17 protein-coding genes are annotated in these 22,284 nt (G+C 71.1%); 6 read left to right on the top strand and 11 right to left on the bottom strand.

Going from position 1 to position 22,284, the window contains the following annotated elements; translation table 11 throughout:
* Window positions 1–34 precede the first annotated feature (34 nt).
* The 6 genes from ACFVT1_RS19990 to ACFVT1_RS19965 all read right to left on the bottom strand — a co-directional run bounded on the left by ACFVT1_RS19990 (window position 35) and on the right by ACFVT1_RS19965 (window position 8,250).
* Window positions 35–1,744, bottom strand: a complete 1,710-nt coding sequence (locus tag ACFVT1_RS19990) for a carbohydrate-binding module family 20 domain-containing protein (protein WP_389797090.1) — start codon at window positions 1,742–1,744, stop codon at window positions 35–37.
* 441 nt (window positions 1,745–2,185) lie between these two features.
* A complete protein-coding gene (locus ACFVT1_RS19985) occupies window positions 2,186–3,244 on the bottom strand; it encodes a LacI family DNA-binding transcriptional regulator (RefSeq protein WP_389797088.1) in 1,059 nt (352 codons plus the stop codon).
* Window positions 3,229–4,905: an alpha-amylase family glycosyl hydrolase gene (locus ACFVT1_RS19980; RefSeq protein ID WP_389797086.1), complete on the bottom strand. Its 1,677-nt coding sequence runs from the start codon at window positions 4,903–4,905 to the stop codon at window positions 3,229–3,231. The genes ACFVT1_RS19985 and ACFVT1_RS19980 overlap by 16 nt, the downstream gene beginning before the upstream one ends.
* Before the next feature lie 144 nt (window positions 4,906–5,049).
* The gene (locus ACFVT1_RS19975; RefSeq protein WP_362204189.1) at window positions 5,050–5,943 is read right to left on the bottom strand and encodes a carbohydrate ABC transporter permease; all 894 of its coding nucleotides are present in this window, start codon (window positions 5,941–5,943) and stop codon (window positions 5,050–5,052) included.
* The gene (locus ACFVT1_RS19970) at window positions 5,940–6,956 is read right to left on the bottom strand and encodes a carbohydrate ABC transporter permease (RefSeq protein ID WP_389797083.1); all 1,017 of its coding nucleotides are present in this window, start codon (window positions 6,954–6,956) and stop codon (window positions 5,940–5,942) included. Before ACFVT1_RS19970 ends, ACFVT1_RS19975 begins: the two co-directional genes overlap by 4 nt.
* A 19-nt stretch (window positions 6,957–6,975) precedes the next feature.
* Entirely contained in the window at window positions 6,976–8,250 is a 1,275-nt protein-coding gene (locus tag ACFVT1_RS19965) for an extracellular solute-binding protein (RefSeq protein ID WP_362204183.1), read from the bottom strand.
* A 357-nt stretch (window positions 8,251–8,607) separates the two neighbouring features.
* Between ACFVT1_RS19965 and ACFVT1_RS19960 the strand changes: the two genes are divergently transcribed.
* A complete protein-coding gene (locus ACFVT1_RS19960) occupies window positions 8,608–9,675 on the top strand; it encodes a LacI family DNA-binding transcriptional regulator (RefSeq protein WP_389797080.1) in 1,068 nt (355 codons plus the stop codon).
* 102 nt (window positions 9,676–9,777) lie between these two features.
* Here ACFVT1_RS19960 and cynR read toward each other — a convergent pair whose 3' ends face one another.
* A complete protein-coding gene (gene cynR / locus ACFVT1_RS19955) occupies window positions 9,778–10,728 on the bottom strand; it encodes a transcriptional regulator CynR (RefSeq protein ID WP_389797078.1) in 951 nt (316 codons plus the stop codon).
* A gap of 125 nt (window positions 10,729–10,853) precedes the next feature.
* On the opposite strand from cynR, the gene ACFVT1_RS19950 reads away from it, so the two are divergent.
* From ACFVT1_RS19950 to ACFVT1_RS19935, 4 genes are all read left to right on the top strand, one after another.
* A complete protein-coding gene (locus tag ACFVT1_RS19950) occupies window positions 10,854–11,441 on the top strand; it encodes a carbonic anhydrase (protein ID WP_389797075.1) in 588 nt (195 codons plus the stop codon).
* A gap of 115 nt (window positions 11,442–11,556) precedes the next feature.
* Window positions 11,557–12,027 (top strand): cyanase, encoded by a 471-nt coding sequence (gene cynS / locus ACFVT1_RS19945; protein WP_389797073.1) that lies wholly within the window; start codon window positions 11,557–11,559, stop codon window positions 12,025–12,027.
* A 138-nt stretch (window positions 12,028–12,165) separates the two neighbouring features.
* Window positions 12,166–12,663: a nucleoside deaminase gene (locus ACFVT1_RS19940; protein WP_389797070.1), complete on the top strand. Its 498-nt coding sequence runs from the start codon at window positions 12,166–12,168 to the stop codon at window positions 12,661–12,663.
* Window positions 12,664–12,954: 291 nt separating this feature from the next.
* Complete coding sequence (locus tag ACFVT1_RS19935; protein ID WP_389797067.1) at window positions 12,955–13,896, top strand: phosphatase PAP2 family protein; 942 nt, start codon at window positions 12,955–12,957, stop codon at window positions 13,894–13,896.
* A 46-nt stretch (window positions 13,897–13,942) separates the two neighbouring features.
* Here ACFVT1_RS19935 and ACFVT1_RS19930 read toward each other — a convergent pair whose 3' ends face one another.
* The gene (locus ACFVT1_RS19930) at window positions 13,943–15,541 is read right to left on the bottom strand and encodes an amidohydrolase (RefSeq protein WP_389797065.1); all 1,599 of its coding nucleotides are present in this window, start codon (window positions 15,539–15,541) and stop codon (window positions 13,943–13,945) included.
* Window positions 15,542–15,551: 10 nt separating this feature from the next.
* Entirely contained in the window at window positions 15,552–17,045 is a 1,494-nt protein-coding gene (locus tag ACFVT1_RS19925; protein ID WP_389797063.1) for an APC family permease, read from the bottom strand.
* A gap of 151 nt (window positions 17,046–17,196) precedes the next feature.
* On the opposite strand from ACFVT1_RS19925, the gene ACFVT1_RS19920 reads away from it, so the two are divergent.
* Complete coding sequence (locus tag ACFVT1_RS19920; RefSeq protein ID WP_389797061.1) at window positions 17,197–17,859, top strand: TetR/AcrR family transcriptional regulator C-terminal domain-containing protein; 663 nt, start codon at window positions 17,197–17,199, stop codon at window positions 17,857–17,859.
* A gap of 349 nt (window positions 17,860–18,208) precedes the next feature.
* Here ACFVT1_RS19920 and ACFVT1_RS19915 read toward each other — a convergent pair whose 3' ends face one another.
* Entirely contained in the window at window positions 18,209–18,742 is a 534-nt protein-coding gene (locus ACFVT1_RS19915; protein ID WP_389797059.1) for a hypothetical protein, read from the bottom strand.
* Between the two features lie 342 nt (window positions 18,743–19,084).
* A complete protein-coding gene (locus ACFVT1_RS19910) occupies window positions 19,085–22,075 on the bottom strand; it encodes a bifunctional [glutamine synthetase] adenylyltransferase/[glutamine synthetase]-adenylyl-L-tyrosine phosphorylase (RefSeq protein ID WP_389797056.1) in 2,991 nt (996 codons plus the stop codon).
* Between the last annotated feature and the right edge of the window lie 209 nt (window positions 22,076–22,284).

Here is a 22,284-nt window from a genome sequence, read left to right as displayed (position 1 = left end):
GGCGCCTGGGCCGGCCCCGGTCCGGCCACCGAGGTCAGCTGCGCCAGACGTCGCTCGTCAGCGTGGCCTTCCCCGACGGCGGCACGGTGGCGGTGCGGTTCGCGCCGCTCTCCCAGGTGACGTTGCCGCTCGCGTCCTTGCGGAGGTACTTGTACGCGAACGGGGTTCCCGCGGGCATGGCCGCGTCGAGCTTCCAGACCGGGTACGCCGCCGGGTCCAGCTTCAGCGCGCTGCCGGTGTTCCAGTCGCCGAGGGCGGGCTGGTCGCCGGTGACGTAGATGTTCTCGCCGAGCCGGGTCGTGGCGTCGACGCCGAAGGAGGCGCCGGAGGAGCCCGCACCGGGGTCGGTGCCACCGCCGCCGCCCGAGCAGGTGCGCGCACCCGTGTGCAGCGCCACGGCGGTGTTCGCGCCGAGGGTCGCGGTGAACCGGCCGGAGCCGTCGACGGTGACGCCGTTGCCGGACTGGACGTCGCAGTAGTCACCGGCGGGCAGCGACGTCTGGAACGTACGGGTCAGCGAGGAGCCCTCGTGGTTGATCGCGACATACGCCTTGGAGCCGCGGCCGAACGCGATCTGGTCGCCGCCGTTGTCCCACCAGTCGGTGACGGCCTCGCCCCGCGCGGTGTTGCGGAAGCCGACCATGGAGGAGATCTCGCGCCAGGCGTGCTGGCACTTCCAGCCGTCGCTGTAACAGGCGTTCACCGTACCGCCGTTGGGCGGTCCGGCGTCCTTGTCGGTCCACTCGTAGCCGGAGTGGACGTCGGGCGAGCCGTACGGCCAGGCCAGCATGAAGACGCTGGCGAGGGTGTAGTCGGCGCCGTCCTTGTAGTTCAGTGTGTCGCCGCCGCGCTCGGTGTCGTGGTTGTCGACGAAGACCGCGGCCTTCGACGACGGCATGAAGCCCCAGCCCTCGCCGAAGTTCTTCAGGTGGGCGAGGTTCTCGTTCTTGAAGACCTGCTTGAGGCTGCGGGCATAGCGGAACTCCTGGACGTCCCCGGTCCCGGTGTACTCGTCCGGCTGGACGGCCTCTCCGGCCCCGTAGATCGCCTCCTGCTTCCAGTAGGCGCCGGGGTTGCTCAGCCGGGACTTGATGTCGGCGAGATCGGCCGCGGGCATGTGCTTGGCGGCGTCGATGCGGAAGCCGTCGACGCCGAGGGAGAGCAGGTCGTCGAGGTATCCGGCGATCCTGCCGCGGACGTATTCCTCGCCGGTGTCGAGGTCGGCCAGGCCGACGAGTTCGCAGTTCTGGACGTTGGCCCGGTCCTGGTAGTTGCTGATCTGTGCCGTGCAGTCGTCCATGTCGGGCGCGGAGTACAGGCCGGGGTAGTCGTACTTGGTGTACGAGGAGCCGCCGGTGCCGGTGCCCGATCCCGACGACATGTGGTTGATGACGGAGTCGGCGACGACCTTGACGCCCGCGCTGTGGCAGGTGCCGACCATGGCGGCGAAGGAGGCGCGGTCGCCGAGCCGTCCGGCGATCTTGTAGCTGACCGGCTGGTACGAGGTCCACCACTGGCCGCCCTGGATGTGTTCCTGGGGCGGCGAGACCTGTACGTAGCCGTAGCCGGCCGGGCCGAGGGAGTCCGTGCAGGCCTTGGCCACGGAGTCGAACTTCCACTCGAAGAGGACGGCGGTGACGTCCTTGCCGCCCGGCGTGGATGCCTGGGCGGTCGCGGTGGGGGTCACGAGGGCGGCGGCGCCGGCCATCAGGGCGAGCGCCGCGGACAGTGGTCTGCGTGCCATGTTTCCTCCTGCTGTGGGGGGAAATGCGGGTGACGGTGCAGCCTCACGTGGCAACGCGCCATGCCCTCAAGGCTCCTGAAGGTTCTTGCTGCAAGAATGCAAACCTTGCCGCAGCCGAGACCGTACGAGCCTGTCCGGCCCCGGTCAACCCTCTGGACACCACCCGCTCACATCCGCGAAATCCAGCAGCTTTCTTCCTGCAAGGACTTACGCAAAACATTGCAGCGCTGTTAGGTTTCTCCCGACTCCGGTCCGGTCGGCCGGGGGTTCGGCGACCCCGGACCCCACGCGCCCGGCCGGCCGGGCCGGTCACGACAGGAGAGGCGCCGGGAGTCGCTCACTCCCCGCCGGCCCGTTCAGGGCCGACTCCGGGCGCCTCTCCGGTACGCCCTGCCCCCTTCGGGCCTGACCTCTTCGGGCCTGACCTCTTCGGGCCTGACCTCAGACACCGCGGACCGGGGCGGTGGACCCCCGTACCACCAGCTCCGGCTGGAACACGTACTCCGTACGCTGCACGGGGCTCCCGCCGACCTCCTCCAGCAGGGCGCCCACCGCGGCCGCCGCCATCGCCTGCACGGGCTGGCGCACCGTCGTCAGCGGCGGATCGGTGAAGGCGATCAGCTGCGAGTCGTCGAAGCCCACCACCGACACGTCGCGCGGCACGTCGAGCCCGCGCTCCCGGGCCGCGCGCACCACGCCCAGCGCCATCAGGTCGCTGCCGCAGACGATGCCCGTGCACCCCCGGTCGAGCAGCGCACCGGCCGCGACCTGGCCGCCCTCGACGCCGAACAGCGCGGAGCAGACCAGGAGTTCGGCCTCGGCCCGGTCCAGGGCCAGCAGGTTCACGGCGGCCTCGACGAAACCTTCCCGCTTGCGGCGGGACGGCACATAGCGCTGCGGCCCGATGGCCAGGCCGACCCTGCGGTGGCCGAGATCGGCGAGGTGGCCGACGGCCATCCGCGCGGCGGCGGAGTCGTCGGGCGAGACGAACGGGGCGCTGATCCGTTCGTTGTAGCCGTTGATCAGAACGAACGGAACGCCGCGCTCGGTGAGCGCGGCGTACCGGGCCGGGTCGGCCGACATGTCGGCGTGCAGCCCGGAGAGGAAGACGATCCCGCCGACGCCCCGTTCGACGAGCTGCTCGACGAGCTCGTCCTCGGTGGCGCCACCGGGCGTCTGGGTGCAGAGCACGGGGGTGTAACCGTGCCCGGCCAGTATCTGCTCGACGGACTGCGCGAACGCCGGGAAGATCGGGTTGGTGAGTTCGGGTGTCACCAGTCCGATCAGCCCGGCGCTGCGCTGCCGCAGCCGTACGGGGCGTTCGTAGCCGAGGATGTCCAGCGCCGCGAGCACCCGCTGCCGCGTGGTGTCCGCGACGCCCGGTTTCCCGTTGAGCACCCGGCTGACGGTCGCCTCGCTGACCGCTGCCTGGCCGGCGATGTCCGAAAGCCTCGGTGCACCGCCGGTTCTGGGCAGAGGGACGGTCACACCGTCCACCACACCGTGGTGTCCGCGGGCAGCTCGAACTCGGCGCCGTCGGTGACGACCGGGGTGCTGGACAGCAGGACGGTGCCGCGTACGGGGATGCGTACCGGGCGGGCCGTCGTGTTGACGGTGCAGACGAAGCCGGGGCGGGCGAAGATCAGCAGCCCCTCGGGGGCCTGGAGCCACTCCACCGCGGTACCGGCGCCGAGCCCCGGGTGCACCCGGCGGGAGGCGATCGCGGCCCGGTACAGCTCCAGCGTGGAGTGCGCGTCGCCGGTCTGCGCCTCGACGCTCAGCGCGCCCCAGCTGTCGGGCTGGGGCAGCCAGCTGCCACCGCTGCCGAAGCCGTACGAGCTGCCGTCGCGGGTCCACGGGATCGGCACCCGGCAGCCGTCGCGGAAGCCGTCCTGCCCCTCCGCGCGGAAGAACGACGGGTCCTGGCGGACCTCGTCGGGCAGGTCGGTGACGTCGGGCAGGCCGAGTTCCTCGCCCTGGTAGACGTACGCGGAACCGGGCAGCGCCAGCATCAGCAGGGTCGCGGCGCGGGCGCGGCGCAGGCCCAGCTCGGGGTCGCCGGCCGTGCGGATCTGGGTGCCGAGGCCGGGCGGGTTGGCGAACCGGGTGGTGTGCCGGGTGACGTCGTGGTTGGAGAGCACCCAGGTGGTGGGGGCGCCGACCGGACGCATGGCGTCGAGCGAGGTGTCGATGACCTTGCGGAGCTCGGCGGCGTCCCAGGCGGTGGACAGGTACTGGAAGTTGAACGCCTGGTGCATCTCGTCGGAGCGCACGTAGTTGGCGGTGCGCTCGACGGTCGGGGTCCAGGCCTCGGCGACGGCGATGCGGTCGCCGGGGTACTCGTCGAGGATGGTGCGCCAGGAGCGGTAGATCGCGTGGACCCCGTCCTGGTCGAAGAACGGCATGACGTCGTTGCCGAGCAGCTTGAGCTGGTCGTGGCTGCCGAGGTCGGGCAGACCGGCGGCCTTGACGAGGCCGTGGGCCACGTCGACCCGGAAGCCGTCGACGCCCATGTCGAGCCAGAAGCGCAGGATCGAGCGGAACTCGTCGGCGACGGCCGGGTGTTCCCAGTTGAAGTCGGGCTGCTCGGGCGCGAAGAGGTGGAGGTACCAGTCGCCGGGGGCGCCGTCCGGGTCGGTGGTCCGGGTCCAGGCGGGGCCGCCGAAGATGGACTCCCAGTCGTTGGGCGGGAGTTCGCCGTCCGCGCCCTTGCCGGGGCGGAAGTGGTAGCGCTCGCGCAGCGCGGAGCCGGGCCCCTCGGCGAGGGCGCGCTTGAACCAGTCGTGCTGGTCGGAGGAGTGGTTGGGCACCAGGTCCACGATGATCCGCAGGCCCAGGTCGTGGGCGTCCCGGATCAGCGCGTCGGCGTCCAGCAGGGTGCCGAACATGGGGTCGATGGCGCGGTAGTCGGCGACGTCGTAGCCCGCGTCGGCCTGCGGGGACGCGTAGAACGGGCTGAGCCAGACCGCGTCCACACCGAGGTCCCTGAGGTACGGGAGTCTGGCGCGTACGCCGGCGAGATCGCCCATGCCGTCGCCGTTGCCGTCGGCGAAGCTCCGTGGATAGACCTGGTAGATCACCGCGTCCTGCCACCAGCCGGTCTGGTGGGCCGGAGCGTCGGCGGACGTGCCGGTGGAGGGGGCAGCGAGGTGCTGGGTCATGTCGTCCCTGGGGTGTCTGGGTGGGGAGCGTCGCCGGGACCGGTCGGGAATCCGGCGAGGCCGTGACTTGGTGCGTGCGGGGCGTAGGGGCGTGCCGCCAGAGCCTGTCGGGTGACCTTCGATCGGAGGTCACCCGGCAGGCTCTCAGCCCTTGACGGCTCCGGCGGACATGCCGGTGACCAGGTGGCGCTGGGCGAAGAGGAAGACCAGGGCCGCGGGTATCGCGATGAGCACGGACGCGGCGGTCATCGGACCCCACTGGGCTCCGTACTGGTTGACGAAGAGCTGGAGTCCGCCCGCGAGGGTGAGGTTGTCCTCTCCGACCATGAAGGCGGAGGCGTACGCCACTTCGCCCCACGCGGTGATGAAGGAGTAGAACGCGGTGACGGCGAGGCCCGGCTTGGCGAGCGGCAGGATGAGCCGCCAGAACGTGCCGAACGGGGTGAGGCCGTCGACCTGCCCGGACTCGTCGATCTCGCGCGGGATGGTGTCGAAGAAGCCCTTCATCATCCAGGCGCAGAACGGCACCGAGATGGTCAGGTAGGTGATGACGAGGCCGGCGGGCTGATTCAGCAGCCCCATGCCCGCCATGATGTTGTAGATCGGCACGATGAGGACGGCGACCGGGAACATCTGGGTGACCAGCAGCGTCCACATCAGCCCGCGCTTGCCCGGGAAGCGGAAGCGGCTCACGGCGTAGCCGGTGGAGGCGGAGATGATGACGCCGAGGAGTGTGGTGAGCCCCGCGACGAGCAGGGAGTTGCCGAACCAGGTGAGGAACTTCGTGTTCTGGATCAGGTTCGTGTAGTTCTCGAACGTGGTCTCTTTGAAGAAGTCCGTGGTGGTCGCGTAGGTGGCGGGCTTCAGCGAGGTGAGCAGGACCCACAGCACGGGGAAGACGGCGATCACGGACGCGACGACGAGCGTGAGGTGCAGCCCGGCGGAGGCGATCGGCGAACGCTCGCCGCGCAGCCGGACCTTGCGCGCGGAGTGCCGGGCGGAGGTCGCCGGGGCGGTGGTTGCGGGGGCGGTGGTCACCAGTCGTCTCCCTGGGTGCGCAGGACTCGCCGGTACACGGCCGCGAAGATCAGCAGGAGTACGAGGATCAGCACGCCCCAGGTGGAGGACTGCGCGAAGTCGCGCGGGCTGATCTCGAAGGAGAACTTGTACGCCTGGGTCACCAGGATCTGGGTGGCTTCGCCGGGTCCGCCGCGGGTCAGCAGGTAGATCACCGGGAACATGTTGAAGGTCCAGATGGTGGAGAGCAGGATCACCGTGGTGGAGACCGGCCGCAGTCCGGGCAGGGTGATGTGGCGGAACCGCTGCCAGGCGGTGGCGCCGTCCATCTCGGCGGCCTCGTAGTGCTCGCTGGGGATCGACTGCAGTCCGCCGAGCAGGGCGACCATCATGAACGGCACGCCGAGCCAGACGTTGACGGCGATGACGGAGAACTTCGCCCACGTCGGGTCGTTCAGCCACGGTATGCCGTCGATCCCGCCGCCGGAGAGGATCTTGTTGAGCAGCCCGCGGTCCTCGTTGTAGAGGAAGCGCCAGGCGAAGACGGAGACGAAGCCGGGGATGGCCCAGGGCAGGATGAGCGCCATCCGGTACGCGGAGCGTCCGGCGATCTTGCGGTTGAGGATGTTGGCGAGGGCCATGCCGAGGGAGAAGGTGATGGCCACGCAGGAGACCGTCCACACCAGGGTCCAGCCGAGCGTGCCGAGGAACTGATTGCCGGTGAGGGCCTCGGTGTAGTTGTCCAGGCCCACGAACTTGTACGTGGCGGGCATGTGGTTGACACCGATGGACCGCTCGACGTTGCGCTCGTTGGCATCGGTCATCGACAGGTAGATGCCGCGGACCAGCGGATAGCCGATGATCACGCCGATGACGACGACGACCGGGGCGACCATGGTCCAGGCGTACCAGTGGGTCGACAGGGCCCGCCGGAGCCTGCTCGGCGGCGGGGGGTTGCCAGTACCGCGGCCCCGGCCGCGGGCGACGTCGTCGCCCGCGGCCTTCGCCACCGACTGGCTGGTGTGGACAGCCATCAGCCGGCCTGCCTTCCTGTTACTTCCAGCCCTTGAGGAGCTTGCGGTAGGAGTCGCCGGTCGTCTTGACGGCCTTCTCCGGCGGGGTCTGACCGGTGAGCACCTTGGTGTACTCGGTGACGAGCGGCGCGAAGAGGCTGCCGGTCTCCGGGATCCAGGGGCGCTCGACGGCGGTCTCGACGACGGGCTTGAAGAAGCCGACGATCTCGTTGTCGACGACGTCCTGCTTGGCGTAGGCGGAGGTACGGGTGGGCAGGAGGCTCAGCTCCTTGGTGACCTTCGCCTGGGTGTCCGCGGACGTCATGTAGTCGACGAACGCGTAGGAGGCGTCGAGGTTCTTGGAGCCCGCGTACACGGCCAGGTTGTGACCGCCCTGCGGAGCACCCTGCGCGGCGGAGCCGGCCGGGACCGGGGCGATGCCCAGGTTGGCCTTGTCCTTGAACTCCTTGCCGGCGAAGGTGTCGGCGACGGCCCACGGGCCGTTGATCATCATGGCGACCTTGCCGTCCTTGAAGGACGCCTGCATGTTCTCCCAGCCGTCCGTGGCATCGGTCTTGGCGGCACCGGAGTCGACGAGGTCCTTGACGACCTTCATCGCCTTGACGCCCTCGGGGTTGTCGATGGTGACGGACTTGGTGGAGGCGTCGACCATGTCGCCGCCCTCGCCGTAGAGGAAGGAGAGGAACCAGTACGCGTCGTCGCCGCGCAGGTACATGCCGGTCTTGCCGGTCTTGTCCTTGATCTTCTTGGAGACGGTCTTCAGCTCGTCGACGGTCTTGGGGACCTCGACGCCGGCGTCCTTGAAGATCTTCTTGTTGTAGAAGATGCCCATGGAGTCGATGACCTGCGGCACCGCGTACGTCTTGCCGTTGTACTTGGTGGACGCGGCGGCCTGCTTCAGGAAGTCGTCCGGCTTCTGCAGGGCGGAGGTGCCGTCGAGCGGGGCCAGGTAGCCGAGGTCCGCGAACTCGGGGGTCCAGGCGACCTCGGAGCGGATGACGTCGGGGGCGTCGGAGCCGGACTGCGCCGCGTTCTTGAACTTGTTCTGCGCGTCACCGAAGGGCACGTTGACGTACTTGATGCGGACCTTCGGGTGCTGCTTGGTGAAGTCCTCGGCGATCTTCTTGAAGACCTTGTCCTCGCTGCCCGCGGTGGAGGTGTCCCACCACGTCACCGTTCCGGAGAGCTCGCCCGAGCCCTTGCTCGTGCCGTCGGACTCGCTGTCGCTGCCGCAGGCGGTCGCCGCGAGCGCCAGGGCCGCGACCAGGGCGGTGGCCGTTATGCCACGTCGCATCTGAACTCCTTCAACTGCCGTACCGCTCCGTCGCGGCGCCGGGTCGACGTGAACGTAACAAGGATGAAAGAACGCCGAAAGAGTTTGCGGAAGATTTCTGCAAGCCCCGGCGATCGTTACATTCGCGTGTCCTCACGGTTGCCGTCAAGCCTCTTGACGGAAGGCATTGATCCCTGGCAGGGGCAGGTGACAGCCCGCAACCCCGCAGTGCGACGATCCGACCGCGATCCGCAAACCGGGCCCGCAAGGCTTTGCAAGAAGTTGCCGCGACGCCCCCTCGGACCCTCTCGCAGGCACGGTCGCCCGATTCCTGCGGATGGTGGGCAATCCGACATACGCCCGGTACAGTCCACTTCCATGACCGCACGGCTTGCCGATATCGCAACTCAGGCGGGGGTCAGTGAAGCTACGGTCAGCCGCGTACTGAACGGCAAGCCCGGTGTCGCAGCGGCCACCCGTGAATCCGTTCTCGCCGCGCTCGACGTTCTCGGCTACGAACGCCCCGTACGGCTGCGCAGGCGCAGCGCGGGACTGGTCGGGCTGATCACGCCCGAGCTGGAGAACCCCATCTTCCCGGCGCTGGCGCAGGTCATCGGCCAGGCGCTGACCCGGCAGGGCTACACCCCGGTGCTGGCGACCCAGACCCCCGGCGGCTCCACCGAGGACGAGTTGACCGAGATGCTGGTCGACCGCGGCGTCTCGGGCATCATCTTCGTGTCCGGGCTGCACGCCGACACCTCGGCCGACATGCAGCGCTACGAGCAACTGCGCGCCCAGGGCGTCCCGTTCGTCCTGGTCAACGGCTTCTCGCCCAAGGTCCGAGCGCCGTTCATCTCGCCGGACGACCGGGCCGCGATGCGGCTCGCCGTGACGCATCTGGTGTCGCTGGGGCATCAGCGGATCGGCCTGGCGGTCGGGCCCAAGCGGTTCGTGCCGGTCCTGCGCAAGATCGAGGGCTTCCGCGCCACCGTGCAGGAGCAGTTGAACCTCGCGCCGGACGAGGTGGAGGGGCTGATCCAGCACTCGCTGTTCACCCTGGAGGGCGGACAGGCCGCCGCGTCGGCGCTGATGGAGCGAGGGTGCACGGCGGTGGTGTGCGCGAGCGACATGATGGCGCTCGGCGCGATCAGGGCCGCCCGCCGGCTGTCGATGGACGTGCCGCGCGATCTGTCGGTGGTCGGTTACGACGATTCGCCGCTCATAGCGTTCACCGATCCCCCGCTGACGACGATCCGTCAGCCGGTGACGGCCATGGGCCAGGCCGCCGTCCGCACCCTCCTGGAGGAGATCGGCGGTACCCCCGCGCCGCACAGCGAGTTCGTCTTCATGCCCGAACTGGTCGTCCGTGGTTCGACGGCCGCGGGTCCCGGGCCCGCTCCGGCCTCCGCGGCCGGGCCCCATCCGGGTTCGCACGCCCGCGCCTAGCCAGGACGCGTCCGGTCGATCAGGCGACTGGTCGAGGCCCACCTGCGGCCACTCGGCGGACGGAGACCCACGCGCGGCGGCCCGGTCGGCCCGGTGGCCGGATCACCGGCCCGGAAGTGATTCGGCCGGGCCGCTTCCGGATGGGCATGGCGGTGGGGTGTATCCGCGGGTGTGGACGAGGTCGTGGGCGAGCTGGGTGAAGGCGCGGGTGGCGGCGCTGCGGTAGGCGGATTGCCGGTGCAGGAGGGTGACGGTCCGGGCGGGCAGGGGCGGGTCGAGGGGGATGGGAGCGAGGTGGGGGTGGTCGTGGGTGATGGCGTCGGGCAGCACGGTGGTCAGATCGGTGCGTCGGACGATTTCGGTGAGGGCCTGAATGGAGTTGGCCTCGACCGTGATGCGGGGAGCGATGCGGTGGTCGGCGAAGTAGACGTCGATATGGCCGCGGGTGGCGAAGTCGGTGCTGAGCAACGCCAGTTGGTGGTCCTTCAGGGCGTGGGCCGGTAGGGGGTGCGGCGTCGTCGGGGCGTGCTGGGCGGCGGCGACGAGGCTGAGGGTTTCGGTGAACAGCGGGGTGGGGGTGATGCCGGGCAGGTGGGTCTGGGCGAAGGCGATGCCGAGGTCGAGGTCGTCGGCGAGCAGGGCGGCTTCGATGCGGTCCTGGGTTGTCTCGGTGAGGGTCAGGCTGACGCCCGGGTGGCGGGTGTGGAGCTCGGCGGTGAGCGGGCCGACGAGGTAGGCGGTGAAGGTGGGGGTGACGCCCAGGCGCAGGTGGCCGCGGGAGAGGTCCTGGACGTCGTGGACGGCGCGTTCGGCGGCGGCCAGGTCGCGCAGTGCGCGCCGGGCGTGGTCGGTGTAGACAGCGCCGGCGTCGGTGAGCCGTACCGTGCGGCCGGTGCGGTCCAGCAGCTGCACTCCCAGGGTCCGCTCCAGTTGCTTGATCTGCTGGGACAGCGTGGGCTGGGAGATATGCAGGTCTTCGGCGGCGCGGGTGAAGTTGCCGTGTTCGGCGACGGCGAGCAGATAGCGCAGGTGACGCAGTTCGAGAACGGCCATGGCCGCAACTATAGATGTGACCACTAGCTTCTATGCCTGACAACTCTTGGACACTATAGATACAGGTCATGCATGGTGGATCTCACCAGCCCACAGGGGCCGACAGCCACCGAAGGGAGTGACCCGTGCAGGACCTCACCGAGGGCGTCGCCCGTTTCCAGCGGAACGTCTTCCCGGCCAAGGCGGACCTCTTCGCCCACCTGGCCACCCACCACACCCCGCACACCCTGTTCATCAGCTGCTCCGACGCCCGCGTCGTCCCCGAGCTGATCACCGGTACCGAGCCGGGCGACCTGTTCGTCATCCGTACCGCCGGCAACCTGGTGCCCGCCTACGCCCCCGAGGCCGACGGTGTGGCGGCGAGCATCGAGTACGCCGTCGCCGCACTGGGCGTGAGGGACATCGTCGTCTGCGGCCACTCCGCCTGCGGCGCGATGACCGCCCTGGCAGAAGGCCACGACCTCAGCGGCGCCCCGGCGGTCGCCACCTGGCTGCGGCACGCCGACGCCTCCCGGGCCCGCACCGCCGCCCCGGGTGACGTGACGGCTCTGGTACGCGGGAACGTGCTCGCGCAGCTGGCGAACCTGGCGACCCACCCCTCGGTCGCCCGCGCCCTGGCGGAACGGAAGGTCGCCCTGCACGGCTGGGTCTTCGACATCGCCACCGGCCGCGTCGAGGAACTGCCCACCGCCGGCCCCGCGCTCGCGGCCTGACCCCCACCTGCCGGATCCGATCCGGTCTCCCGTCCGCGACACCGCGCCGGGAACCCATCGACCCGCCACTTCCTTTTCGGGAAGTGGTCCACTCGGAGAGAAGGAAGTACCGATCATGGTGCACGCCCAGCTCGACCCCACCGCCCGCCAGGCTCTGGCCAACGCCGCTGTCGAGGCCAAGAGCCGCAAGAACCTGTCCTGGCAGCAGATCGCCGACGCCGCCGGCCTGTCCGTCGCGTTCGTCACCGCCGCGGTCCTCGGCCAGCACGCCCTGCCGGAGAAGTCCGCCGAGGCCGTGGCCGAGCTGCTGGGCCTGGACGAGGACGCGGCGATGCTGCTGCAGACGGTCCCGACCCGCGGTTCGATCCCCGGCGGCATCCCCACCGACCCGACCATCTACCGCTTCTACGAGATGCTCCAGGTCTACGGCACCACTCTCAAGGCCCTGGTCCACGAGCAGTTCGGCGACGGCATCATCTCCGCGATCAACTTCAAGCTCGACGTGAAGAAGGTCGCCGACCCCGAGGGCGGCGAACGCGCCGTCATCACCCTGGACGGCAAGTACCTGCCGACCAAGCCCTTCTGACCCGGGGCCGCGTCACACGCCGGGCAGTGCGGCGGGGCGGGTCCGGACCACCCGTCCGACCGGCCCGCCCCCGCGCCACCCGCCCCCGCGCCACCCTGCGGGACGGCCCGTACCCTCTTTCACCTCCGGAGGACCCCCATGGACTTCGTCCAGCGCACCATCGACATGGCCCGCCAGAACGTCGCCGAGGGCGGCCGCCCGTTCGCGACCGTCATCGCCAAGGACGGCGAGATCCTCGCCGAGAGCCCGAACAGGGTCGCCCAGACCGGCGACCCCACCGCGCACGCGGAGATCCTCGCCATCCGCGACGCCTGCACGAAGCTGGGCACCGAGCACCTGACCGGGACCACCATCTACGTCCTGGCCCACCCCTGCCCGATGTGCCTGGGCTCGCTGTACTACTGCTCGCCGGACGAGGTCGTCTTCCTCACCACCCGCGACGCCTACGAGCCCTACTACGTCGACGACCGCAAGTACTTCGAACTGAACACCTTCTACGACGAGTTCGCCAAGCCCTGGCAGGAACGCCGGCTGCCCATGCGCCACGAGCCGCGCGAGGACGCCGTCGAGGTCTACCGGTTCTGGCAGGAGAACAACGGCGGCGAACGCCGGGTCGCCGGAGCCCCCACCGCCTGAGCCCGCCGCACCCGATGTGGTCGGGAAGGCGGCCTGGACCCACCTGGACGCCCACCGGGTGGCGGGACCACCGGCAGGCGCCTGTTGCGGACCGGCAGGAACGGCCGCAGCCGTTCCCACCCGGCACCTGCGCGATCGCCCCGCCCCGCACCCGGAGCACGTCCCGGGCACGGGACAGACACGTGATCGCCCGGACAACTCCCGGCCCGCGGTCCGGCACACAGATGTGCGACCCCGATCCGATCGGCGATTGATCGGGCAGGGAGGACATTTCTGGCAGACTCTGCGCCTATGGGTGAATTGAGCGTGACGACACAGGAAGGCCGATGGGAGGCCGCCCCGTCACCCATCGCGGACGAGGCGGCCTCCGCGGCTGACACGGAGCGGAACGCCGGGCAGCGCGACGGCGGCCCGGCGAGAGCTCGTCCCCCGCGTTCCCTGCGGTCCTTGCGGTCCCCTCGCCGGCCACGCATCTGGTTCGAAATCCTGCTGGTCGCAGCCAGTTACTGGGTGTACTCGCTGGTGCGCAACGCGGTCCCGGAGCAGAAGGCCGAGGCCCTGCACAACGCCGACCGGATCTGGTCGGTCGAGACCCAGCTGGGCATCGCCGTCGAACAGGCGGTCAACCACGCCGCGAATTCCGTGACATGGCTGATCGTGTCGATGAACTACTACTACGCGACGCTGCACTTCGTCGTCACCGTCTGCGTGCTGGCGTGGCTGTTCCACCGTCATCCCGGCCGCTACGCGGCAGCCCGCCTGGCCCTGTTCGCCACCACGGCCGTGGCACTGCTCGGTTACTACCTGTATCCGCTGGCACCACCGCGGCTGATGACCGGCGGCCACTTCATCGACACGGTCCTGGTCCATCAGACCTGGGGTTCGATGGCCTCGGGCAACTTCAAGAACATGTCGAACCAGTACGCGGCCATGCCCTCGATGCACATCGGCTGGTCGCTCTGGTGCGGCCTGACCGTCTTCGCCCTGGCCTCCGCCCCGTGGGCCCGCGTCCTGGGCCTGCTCTACCCGGCGGCCACCCTGCTCGTGATCGTGTCGACCGCCAACCACTTCTGGCTGGACGCGCTGGGCGGCATGACGTGCCTGGCCATCGGGTACGCGGTGTCGTACGCCTGGTACGGCTCGCTGCCGCACCACCTCGCCAAGCGGGTGCCGCTGCCGTGGGAGGGGCCGCGGCTGGCCGCCCTGTCCGCCGGCGCGCCGGGACCCCACTGAGCGGCTCCGCCCCCGACCGCCGGACGGACATGGCGTCAGCCCGCCGCTACCCCCGGTGCACCACACGCCCCCCGCACACCGTGGCCCGCACCGGCGCCTCCCCCACCTCGTCCGCCGGGGCCGTCACCGGGTCCACCCCCAGCGCCGTCAGGTCGGCCCGGTATCCCACGGCGATCCGGCCCGCGACCCGCTGCTCCCCGGCGGCGACCGCCGCGTGCGAGGTGCAGCCCTCCAGCGCCATCAGCCCCGTCAGCGCCTGCTCGGCGGTGACCGGCTCGGTGTCGTACGCCCCGGGCAGCCGCCGCAGCCGGGCCGTGGCCAGCACCTGCCGTACGTCGTAGTGGGCGATCGGCCAGTCCGAGCCCAGCGCCAGGTACGCCCCGGCGTCCCGCAGGTCCCGGCAGCGCCAGGCCCGCCCGGCCCGCTCGTCCCCGAGCCGCTTCGACCACTCGTCGGTGTGGTCGGCGCGGGTGTACGCGGAATGCGTGGGCTGCATCGACGCGATCACCCCGAGCGAGGCGAACCGGGCGGCCACCTCCCCGGGCACGGTCTCGATGTGCTCGATGCGGTGGCGGAGCCGGCCGCTCTCCCCCAGCGCCTCGACCGTGTCCAGCACATGCCGCACGGCCGCGTCCCCGATGGCGTGCGTGGCGGTCCCCACCCCGGCGCGGTGCAGATGGTGGACGGCGGCGGTGTACGCCTCCGGGTCCGGCCAGAACGCCTCGGTGCCCTCCCCGTGGCAGTCGGCGTGGTCCAGCCAGGCGGTGCCGCCCTCGACGGTGCCGTCCATGAAGAACTTCACGCCGCCGACCCGCCAGAGCCTGCCCGCCTCGCTCTGCACCCGCACCAACTCGTCCAGGACCTGCCTGTCGGCGCCCGGCATGCACCAGGGTGCCAGCCGGAGCCGTACGGGCAGCTCCGTCTCCTCCTCCACCGCGGCCAGCAGCGCGGGCACGGAACCGTCGCCGAGGTCCATCACATGGGCGCCGGTGAGACCGGTGGCGGCCATGCCGGAGAGGAGTTCCACGAGGCGGGCGCGGCGCTCCGCGTACGAGGGCTTGGGCAGCCGTTCGGCGACCAGGTCCATCGCGGCGTGCTCGACGAGGTGGCCGGTGGGGCGCCCGTCGGGGTCGCAGACGACGGCGGAGCGCTGGACGAAGGTCCGGGGGCCCGTGATCCCGGCACGTTCCAGGGCGGCGCCGCTGGCCAGGGCGGAGTGTCCGTCGTAGAGCCGGATGAAGGCGGGGGCGCCGCCGATGGCGTCCTCGACGAGGGCCCGGTCGACGGGACGGCCGCCGAAGGCGTTGTGGTCCAGGCCCCAGGCGGTGATCCAGCCCTCGGTCCGGGCGGCCCCGGCGAGTGCGGTGCGCAGCTGGTCGAGGTCGCGGACGGCGGTGAGGTCCGTGCCGGTGGCCATTTCCAGCCCCCACACGGGGTGGCTGTGCGCGTCGACCAGGCCGGGCGTGAGGGTGGCCCCGGCCAGGTCGATGCGCTCGGTGCCGGTCCCGCGCCACTCGCGCAGCCCGGCCTCGTCGCCGACGGCGGTGATCACCCCGTCCTTGACCGCCACGGCGGTGGCTGCGGGCCGGGCCGGGTCGAGGGTGCGGACACGGGCTCCGGTGAGGAGGAGGTCGGCTGCGGGCACGGGGTGCTCCTTAGACGGTGGTGGGGTCGGGGGCGGTGAGGGCGGGGGCGGTGGGGCCGGGGGCGGTCGTGTCCCCGGTCTCCTCCTGCGGCGGCGGCTCGGCCGCGAACCGGGCGTACACCTCGGGTCTGGTGCGCTTGAGCCGGTACGCGAGTACGAGTCCGATCAGGAAGACCGCGGGCACCAGCGAGACGAGCACGATGTTCACGCCGGTCGAGGCCCCGGAGAACAGGCCGACGTTGTCCGTGACCAGGACGATCGCGGTGGCGAGCAGCACAGCCGCGACGATCGGTGCGACGACGGTGCGGATTCTGCCCTCGCCGTGGTCGAACCGCCGGAAGAAGAGCGGTACGGCGATCGCGGCGAGCAGTTGGAGCACCATCAGGCCGATCATTCCCGGGGTGTTGACCCAGAGCAGCAGCTGCGCGTACGGATCGGCGCCGGCCGCCGCGAAGCCGATGACGATCACGGCGCCGAGCACGATCTGGGCGGCGCCGGCCACGTACGGGGAACGGTGCCGGGGGTGGACGCGGCCGAGGGCGGCGGGCAGCACTCCCTCCTCGGAGAGCGCGAGTCCGTACCGGTTGATGGCGTTGTGGAAGGCGAGCAGCGAGGCGAGCACGCTGGTGACGATGAGGATGTGCATCAGGTCCGCGGCCCAGGCACCGACGTAGTGGGTGATGGCGGAGAAGAACAGCCCGCCCGGGTCGGTGGCGGCGGCCTCGACGACCTGTGCGTCGCCGAAGGCCTGGATGACGGTCCAGACGATGAAGGAGTAGAAGAGCCCGAGGAAGGCGACGGCGATGTAGGTGGCGCGCGGGACGGTACGGTCCGGGTTCCGTGCTTCGCGCCGGTAGATCACCGTGGACTCGAAGCCGGTGAACGCCGCGAAGGCGCAGGCCAGTACGGCCGCCATGCCGGGGACGAGGACATTGCCGGGCGCGAACGAGGCGAGCGAGATCCCGTCGGCCCCGCCGTCCAGCAGCACGCCGCCCGCGAGCAGCAGGAGGATGCCGGTCTCGGCGACGAGCAGCACGCCGAGCACCTTGGCGCCGAAGTCGATGGAACGGAATCCTCCGTACCAGATGAGCAGCAGCCCGGCGAGGGAGATCGGCAGCCAGGGGATGTCGATGCCCCACAGGGCCTGGGCGGTGTCGGCGGTGGCCGAGCCGAGGAGCCCGTAGACGCCGATCTCCATTCCGTTGTAGCCGAGCATGGCGAGCAGGGCGGCGGCGATGCCCAGGGGGCGGCCCATTCCCCGGGTGATGAACGCGTAGAACGCACCGCCACTGCGGACATGGCGGCTCATCGTGGTGAACCCGACGGCGAAGACGGCGAGGGTGATGCCTGCCAGCAGATAGCCGACGGGGGCGCCGATGCCGCCGAGCAGGAGGGCGACGGGGGCGACTCCGGCCATCACCGTGAGCGGGGCGGCGGCCGAGATGACGAAGAAGGCGATGTCGGCGGTGCCGAGGGTGCCTCTCCTGAGGGTGGGCGCGGACATGCGAAAGAGGAGCCCTTCTGCGACGGGCGGGGCAGGGACCGGGAACCAGAAACCTAAAGGCTTTCGGTTTCCGCAATGTAGCCTCGCTCCCGGGCATCCGGGAAGACCTCCCGGCAGACTCACATGCCTACACACATCGGGAGAACCGCACATGGGACGGCCGCGAACAGCGCTGCTCGACCGGGAGCGCATCACCACCACGGCGCTCGAACTCATCGACGAGCAGGGCGAGTTCAGCGTTCCGCAGATAGCCCGGCGGCTCGGGGTGCAGACCGGGTCGCTCTACCACCATGTGGACGGAAGGGGCGGAGTCGTCGAACTCGTCCGGGAACGCGTCTGCGCGGCGATCGACTCCGCGACCCTCGACGTGGAACCGTGGGACGCGGCCATGACGGCCTGGGCCCGCTCCTACCGCGCCGCGTTCGCCGCCCACCCGCAGGTGATCCCGCTGCTGACGACGTCACCGGTGCGCGCCCCGAAGGTCCTGGAGCAGTACGAGCGCGCGGTACGGCTGCTGCTGGGCGTCGGCTTCGCCATGGCGGAGGTGATGACGGTGATCACCGCCCTGGAGAACCTGGTCCTGGGCTCGGCGCTGGACCTGGCGGCCCCGGAGACCATGTGGGAACTCCCCGACGCCCTCACGACACCCCGCCTCGCGGAGGCACTGGCCGCGGTGGGCACTCACCGGGCGGACGCGGCGTTCGAACTGGCACTGGAGGCGTTCATCGGCCACTGCCGCGCACTGCTGGACGCGGAGGACAACGCGGAGGACGGCGCGAAGGACAGCCGGGAGAACCCGGACGCGTCCCGTTGACGAACCGGCCGACCGGACCCGCCCGTCCGGCCGGTGACGACCGATGCACCGCGGGACCGGATCGAGCCCGAGCCCCGACGCGCCGCGGGACCGGATCGAGCCGTCGGGCCCCGGCCGGTCCGGCCGGGGGCGACAGCGCCCCTTCCGGACCACCCATGAACGCCGCTACCGGAAGACGGCCCCCCGGCTCCGGCCAAGCCCGGTCGACGGCGCACCCTTCGGGAATCAGCCCGGCCGACGGCACGCCCTCCACGAACCAGCCCGGTCGGCTGCGCACCCCTCACGAACCAGCCCGGCCCACTGCGCACCCCTCACGAACCAGCCCGATCGACGCCCCGCCCCTCACGGATCAGCCCTGGTCGACAGCGTGCTCCCTCAGGAAGATGCCCGCGTAGGCGGCAGCCGTCTCCTTCGTGCCGAAGGAGACGGAGCCGTCGGCTTCGCCGTGCGTCCCGTCGGCTCCCCGACCGGTCCACCGCCAGCCGCCCAGCGTCGGCGCCCAGAACAATTCGGCGCTCCCGCCGAACAGTTCGACGGCACTCGGCTCCAGCCCCGCTGCCGCCGACCTGTTGATCGCGTCGGGCCACTTCTTGCGGGCACCCTGCCGGGTTATCCCCCAAGCGGCCCCCATCTGCTCGTAGCTCGCGCCATAGGATCCGGCGGTCCGTGCGGCTCCCGCCGTCAACCGCTCGACCTCCGCGTCCACCACCTTCCAGGCGGCAAGGATCGACAAGGTGACCTCGACGGGGTCCGCCTCCCACATCCGGTCCTCGGGGAGCCCGGTCGCTCGGGCACGCAGGGCCGAGGCGAGCGGAGTCAGGGCGTCCAGGAGGGACTTGTCGAGGGCTGCCAGTTCGGCTTCGGTGGCCTCAATCTGCGTCATACCGACAACCATAGTTACCGAATCGCGAGAGCGGTAACAAAAGTTGTCGATTGGCATATGCCAATATCGATCCGCCCGCAGCACGGGAGCCGCCCACCGCTTCATCAGGACCCGGGGCCCGCCGCCACCGACCGGAGCGCGCTCCACCTCGCCGCGGCCCCACCCGGAGCGGAGCCCCGAATGAACGGCCCCGCACACCGGAGAACGACCCCGCGCGCCGGCGGCACCCCCGCAGACCGACGGGCCCTCGCACACCGGCGGCACCCCCGCAAACCGGCGGGCCTTCGCACACCGGCGGGTCCCCGCGCGCCGGCGGGTCCTCGCGCGCCGACGGGAGCCCCCTCACGCCCCGTAGAAACGCTCCTCCACCACCGCCCGCGCCCGCCGGGTGATCCGCCGGTAGTCGTCCAGCATGTCCCCGACATGCCCCGGCTCGTATCCCAAATACCGTCCCACGGCGGTGAGTTCACGAGGCCCCGACGGAAACGTGTCACCCGGCCGCCCCCGTACCAGCATCACCGCGTTGCGGACCCGTGTGGCCAGCACCCACGCCTCGTCCAGCGTCTGCGCGTCCTCGCCCGAGATCAGCTCCGCCGCACACGCCGCGGCCAGCGCCTCGCGGGTGCGGGTCGTCCGCAGGCCCGGCTCGGCCCAGCCGTGCTGCATCTGCATCAGCTGGACCGTCCACTCGACATCGCTCAGTCCGCCGCGCCCCAGCTTGGCGTGGAGCGTCGGGTCCGCACCCCGCGGCAGCCGTTCGGACTCCATCCGGGCCTTCAGGCGGCGGATCTCGCGGACCGCGTCCTCCCCGAGGCCCTCCATCGGGTACCGCAGCGGGTCGATCAACTCGATGAAGGCACGGCCGAGTTCCGTGTCGCCCGCCACCGGCTCGGCGCGCAGCAGCGCCTGGCTCTCCCAGACCAGCGACCAGCGCCGGTAGTAGGCCTCGTACGACTTGAGCGTACGCACCAGCGGCCCGCTCTTGCCCTCCGGCCGCAGGTCCGCGTCGATGATCAACGGCGGGTCCGCGGTGGGCAGTTGCAGCAGTCGCCGCGTCTCCGCGACCACCGCGTTCGCGGCCCGTCCCGCCTCGTGCTCGTCGACGCCCTCGCGCGGCGAGTGGACGAACAGCACATCGGCGTCGGAGCCGTAGCCGAGCTCGTGTCCGCCGAACCGGCCCATGCCGATGACCGCGAACCGGGTGGGCAGGGTGTCCCCCCACTGTTCGCGGACGGCGGCGCGCAGGGCTCCCGCGATCGTGACGGCGTTCAGATCGGTGACCGCGTTGCCGACCCGGTCGACGAGGGCCCCGGGATCCTCCTCGGCGGGGCTCTCCTCCGTACCGTACGAGCCGATGAGGTCCGCGGCCGTGGTCCGGAACAGCTCGCGCCGCCGCACCCCGCGCACCACGGCGGCGGCGGGCTCGGCCCCCTTCGCACGCCCCACCGCGGCCAGCACCTCCTGCTCCAGGTGCTCCCGGCCGCGCGGCTTCAACCCCTGCGGATCGCCGAGGATCGCCACCGCCTCGGGTGCACGGAGCAGCAGGTCGGGGGCGAGCCGGCCGGCCGAGAGCACCCGGGCGAGGTTCTCCGCGGCCGCACCCTCGTCCCTCAGCAGCCGCAGGTACCAGGGGGTCTTGCCGAGTGCGTCGGACACCTTGCGGAAGCCGAGCAGCCCGGCGTCGGGGTCGGCGGAGTCCGCGAACCAGCCGAGCAGCACCGGCAGCAGGGTGCGCTGGATGGCCGCCTTGCGGGACACGCCGGACGACAGTGCCTCCAGGTGCCGCAGCGCGGCGGCCGGATCGGCGTATCCGAGGGCTTCGAGCCGGTGTCCGGCCGCCTTCGCGCTGAGCCGGGACTCGCCGGGCGCGAGCTGGGCGACGGCGTCGAGCAGCGGCCGGTAGAACAGCTTCTCGTGCAGCCGCCGCACCACGGAGGCATGCCGTTTCCAGGCCCGGTTGAGCTCGGTGACGGGATCGGTGCGCATCCCGAGGGAGCGCCCGATCCGCCGCAGGTCCGCCTCGCCCTCCGGGACGAGATGGGTGCGGCGCAGCCGGTAGAGCTGGATGCGGTGTTCCATGGCGCGCAGGAAGCGGTACGCGTCGTCCAGCTGCGCGGCGTCCACCCGCCCCACGTAGCCGCCCGCGGCGAGCGCCCGCAGGGCGTCCAGTGTGGAGCCGCTGCGCAGGGTCGCGTCGCTGCGGCCGTGCACCAACTGAAGGAGCTGCACGGCGAATTCGACGTCCCGCAGCCCGCCGGGGCCGAGCTTGATCTCGCGGTCGACGCGGTCGGCGGGGATGTTGTCGACGACGCGGCGGCGCATCTTCTGCACATCGGCGACGAAGTTCTCGCGGTCCGCGGCCTGCCACACGAGCGGCGAGACGGCCTCGACGTACTCCGCGCCCAGCTCGGGGTCGCCGGCCACCGGCCGGGCCTTGAGGAGCGCCTGGAACTCCCAGGTCTTGGCCCAGCGCTGGTAGTACGCGAGATGCGAGGACAGCGTCCGTACAAGGGGCCCGTTGCGGCCCTCGGGGCGGAGGTTGGCGTCGACGGGCCAGATGGTGCCCTCGACGGTCGTGTCGGAGCAGATCCGCATCATGTGCGCGGCCAGCCGGGTGGCGGCCTGGACGCCCGCGCTCTCCTCGACGCCGTCGGCCGGTTCCGCGACGAAGATGACGTCGACGTCGGAGACGTAGTTCAGCTCGTGCCCGCCGCACTTGCCCATCGCGATGACGGCGAGCCGGCACTGGGCGGCGTCGGCGGGTGCACCCGTTCGGGCGATGGCGAGCGCCGCGCGCAGGGTCGCCGTGGCCAGATCGGCCAGTTCGGCGGCGGCCTCGGCGACGTCCGTCGTACCGCACACATCCCGGGCCGCTATGGCCAGCAGGCACCGGCGGTAGGCGACGCGCAGCGAGTCCGGGTCGTCGGCCCCGGCGAGCCCCTGCTCGAATTCGGGCACCCCGGGGTGCAGATCGGTGGCCTCGTAGGTCACGAGCGCCTGCCAGTCGCGAGGGTGGCGGGCCAGATGGTCGCCGAGGGCCTCGGACGCCCCGAGCACCCCGAGCAGCCGGTCCCGCAGCGGTTTGGCGGTGACGAGGGTGTCCAGCAGGATCTGCCGCTCGTCCGGCTCCTCGGCCTCCACGAGGCGGACGACCCCGTGCAGGGCCAGATCGGGGTCGGCGGTGGCCCCGAGGGCGTCGAGGAGCACCGGATCCGAGCGTACGGACGACAGCTCGGGCAGGTCGAGGAGCTGCTCGGCGGCGGAAGGATCGATGAAACCGTGCCGCAGCAGTCGGGTGAATGTACTGCTCCTGCGCCCCGGCACCGTCGTCATTTCCGTGCTCTCCTGCTCGCCGTCCACACACAATCCAGCATTCCGAGCCTAGCCTCGCACCGATGAAGACGGCGCAGGTGCACGGTCCGCACGTCACCGGCACGATCGCTTCGAGGACCCGGCCGGGAGGCCCGCACCTCCGGATTCGAAGCCTCCGCCGAGCTGGATGCCCGCTACAGCCACGAGAGCGCCCCGGCCGGTCCGTGGTC

The sequence above is a fragment of the Streptomyces sp. NPDC057963 genome (assembly GCF_042887155.1).
In the GTDB taxonomy this organism is placed as follows: domain Bacteria; phylum Actinomycetota; class Actinomycetes; order Streptomycetales; family Streptomycetaceae; genus Streptomyces.
The sequence above is the reverse complement of the archived record's forward strand: the minus strand, read 5'-3'. Positions and strand labels throughout refer to the sequence as shown.

What these genes read in the sequence shown, in the direction of transcription:
- ACFVT1_RS19990 (WP_389797090.1), bottom strand. Translation starts at nt 1,744, where the DNA reads ATGGCACGCAGACCACTGTCCGCGGCGCTCGCCCTGATGGCCGGCGCC.
- ACFVT1_RS19980 (WP_389797086.1), bottom strand. Translation starts at nt 4,905, where the DNA reads ATGACCCAGCACCTCGCTGCCCCCTCCACCGGCACGTCCGCCGACGCT.
- ACFVT1_RS19970 (WP_389797083.1), bottom strand. Translation starts at nt 6,956, where the DNA reads ATGGCTGTCCACACCAGCCAGTCGGTGGCGAAGGCCGCGGGCGACGAC.
- ACFVT1_RS19965 (WP_362204183.1), bottom strand. Translation starts at nt 8,250, where the DNA reads ATGCGACGTGGCATAACGGCCACCGCCCTGGTCGCGGCCCTGGCGCTC.
- ACFVT1_RS19960 (WP_389797080.1), top strand. Translation starts at nt 8,608, where the DNA reads ATGACCGCACGGCTTGCCGATATCGCAACTCAGGCGGGGGTCAGTGAA.
- cynR (WP_389797078.1), bottom strand. Translation starts at nt 10,728, where the DNA reads ATGGCCGTTCTCGAACTGCGTCACCTGCGCTATCTGCTCGCCGTCGCC.
- cynS (WP_389797073.1), top strand. Translation starts at nt 11,557, where the DNA reads ATGGTGCACGCCCAGCTCGACCCCACCGCCCGCCAGGCTCTGGCCAAC.
- ACFVT1_RS19940 (WP_389797070.1), top strand. Translation starts at nt 12,166, where the DNA reads ATGGACTTCGTCCAGCGCACCATCGACATGGCCCGCCAGAACGTCGCC.
- ACFVT1_RS19935 (WP_389797067.1), top strand. Translation starts at nt 12,955, where the DNA reads ATGGGTGAATTGAGCGTGACGACACAGGAAGGCCGATGGGAGGCCGCC.
- ACFVT1_RS19925 (WP_389797063.1), bottom strand. Translation starts at nt 17,045, where the DNA reads ATGTCCGCGCCCACCCTCAGGAGAGGCACCCTCGGCACCGCCGACATC.
- ACFVT1_RS19920 (WP_389797061.1), top strand. Translation starts at nt 17,197, where the DNA reads ATGGGACGGCCGCGAACAGCGCTGCTCGACCGGGAGCGCATCACCACC.
- ACFVT1_RS19915 (WP_389797059.1), bottom strand. Translation starts at nt 18,742, where the DNA reads ATGACGCAGATTGAGGCCACCGAAGCCGAACTGGCAGCCCTCGACAAG.
- ACFVT1_RS19910 (WP_389797056.1), bottom strand. Translation starts at nt 22,075, where the DNA reads ATGACGACGGTGCCGGGGCGCAGGAGCAGTACATTCACCCGACTGCTG.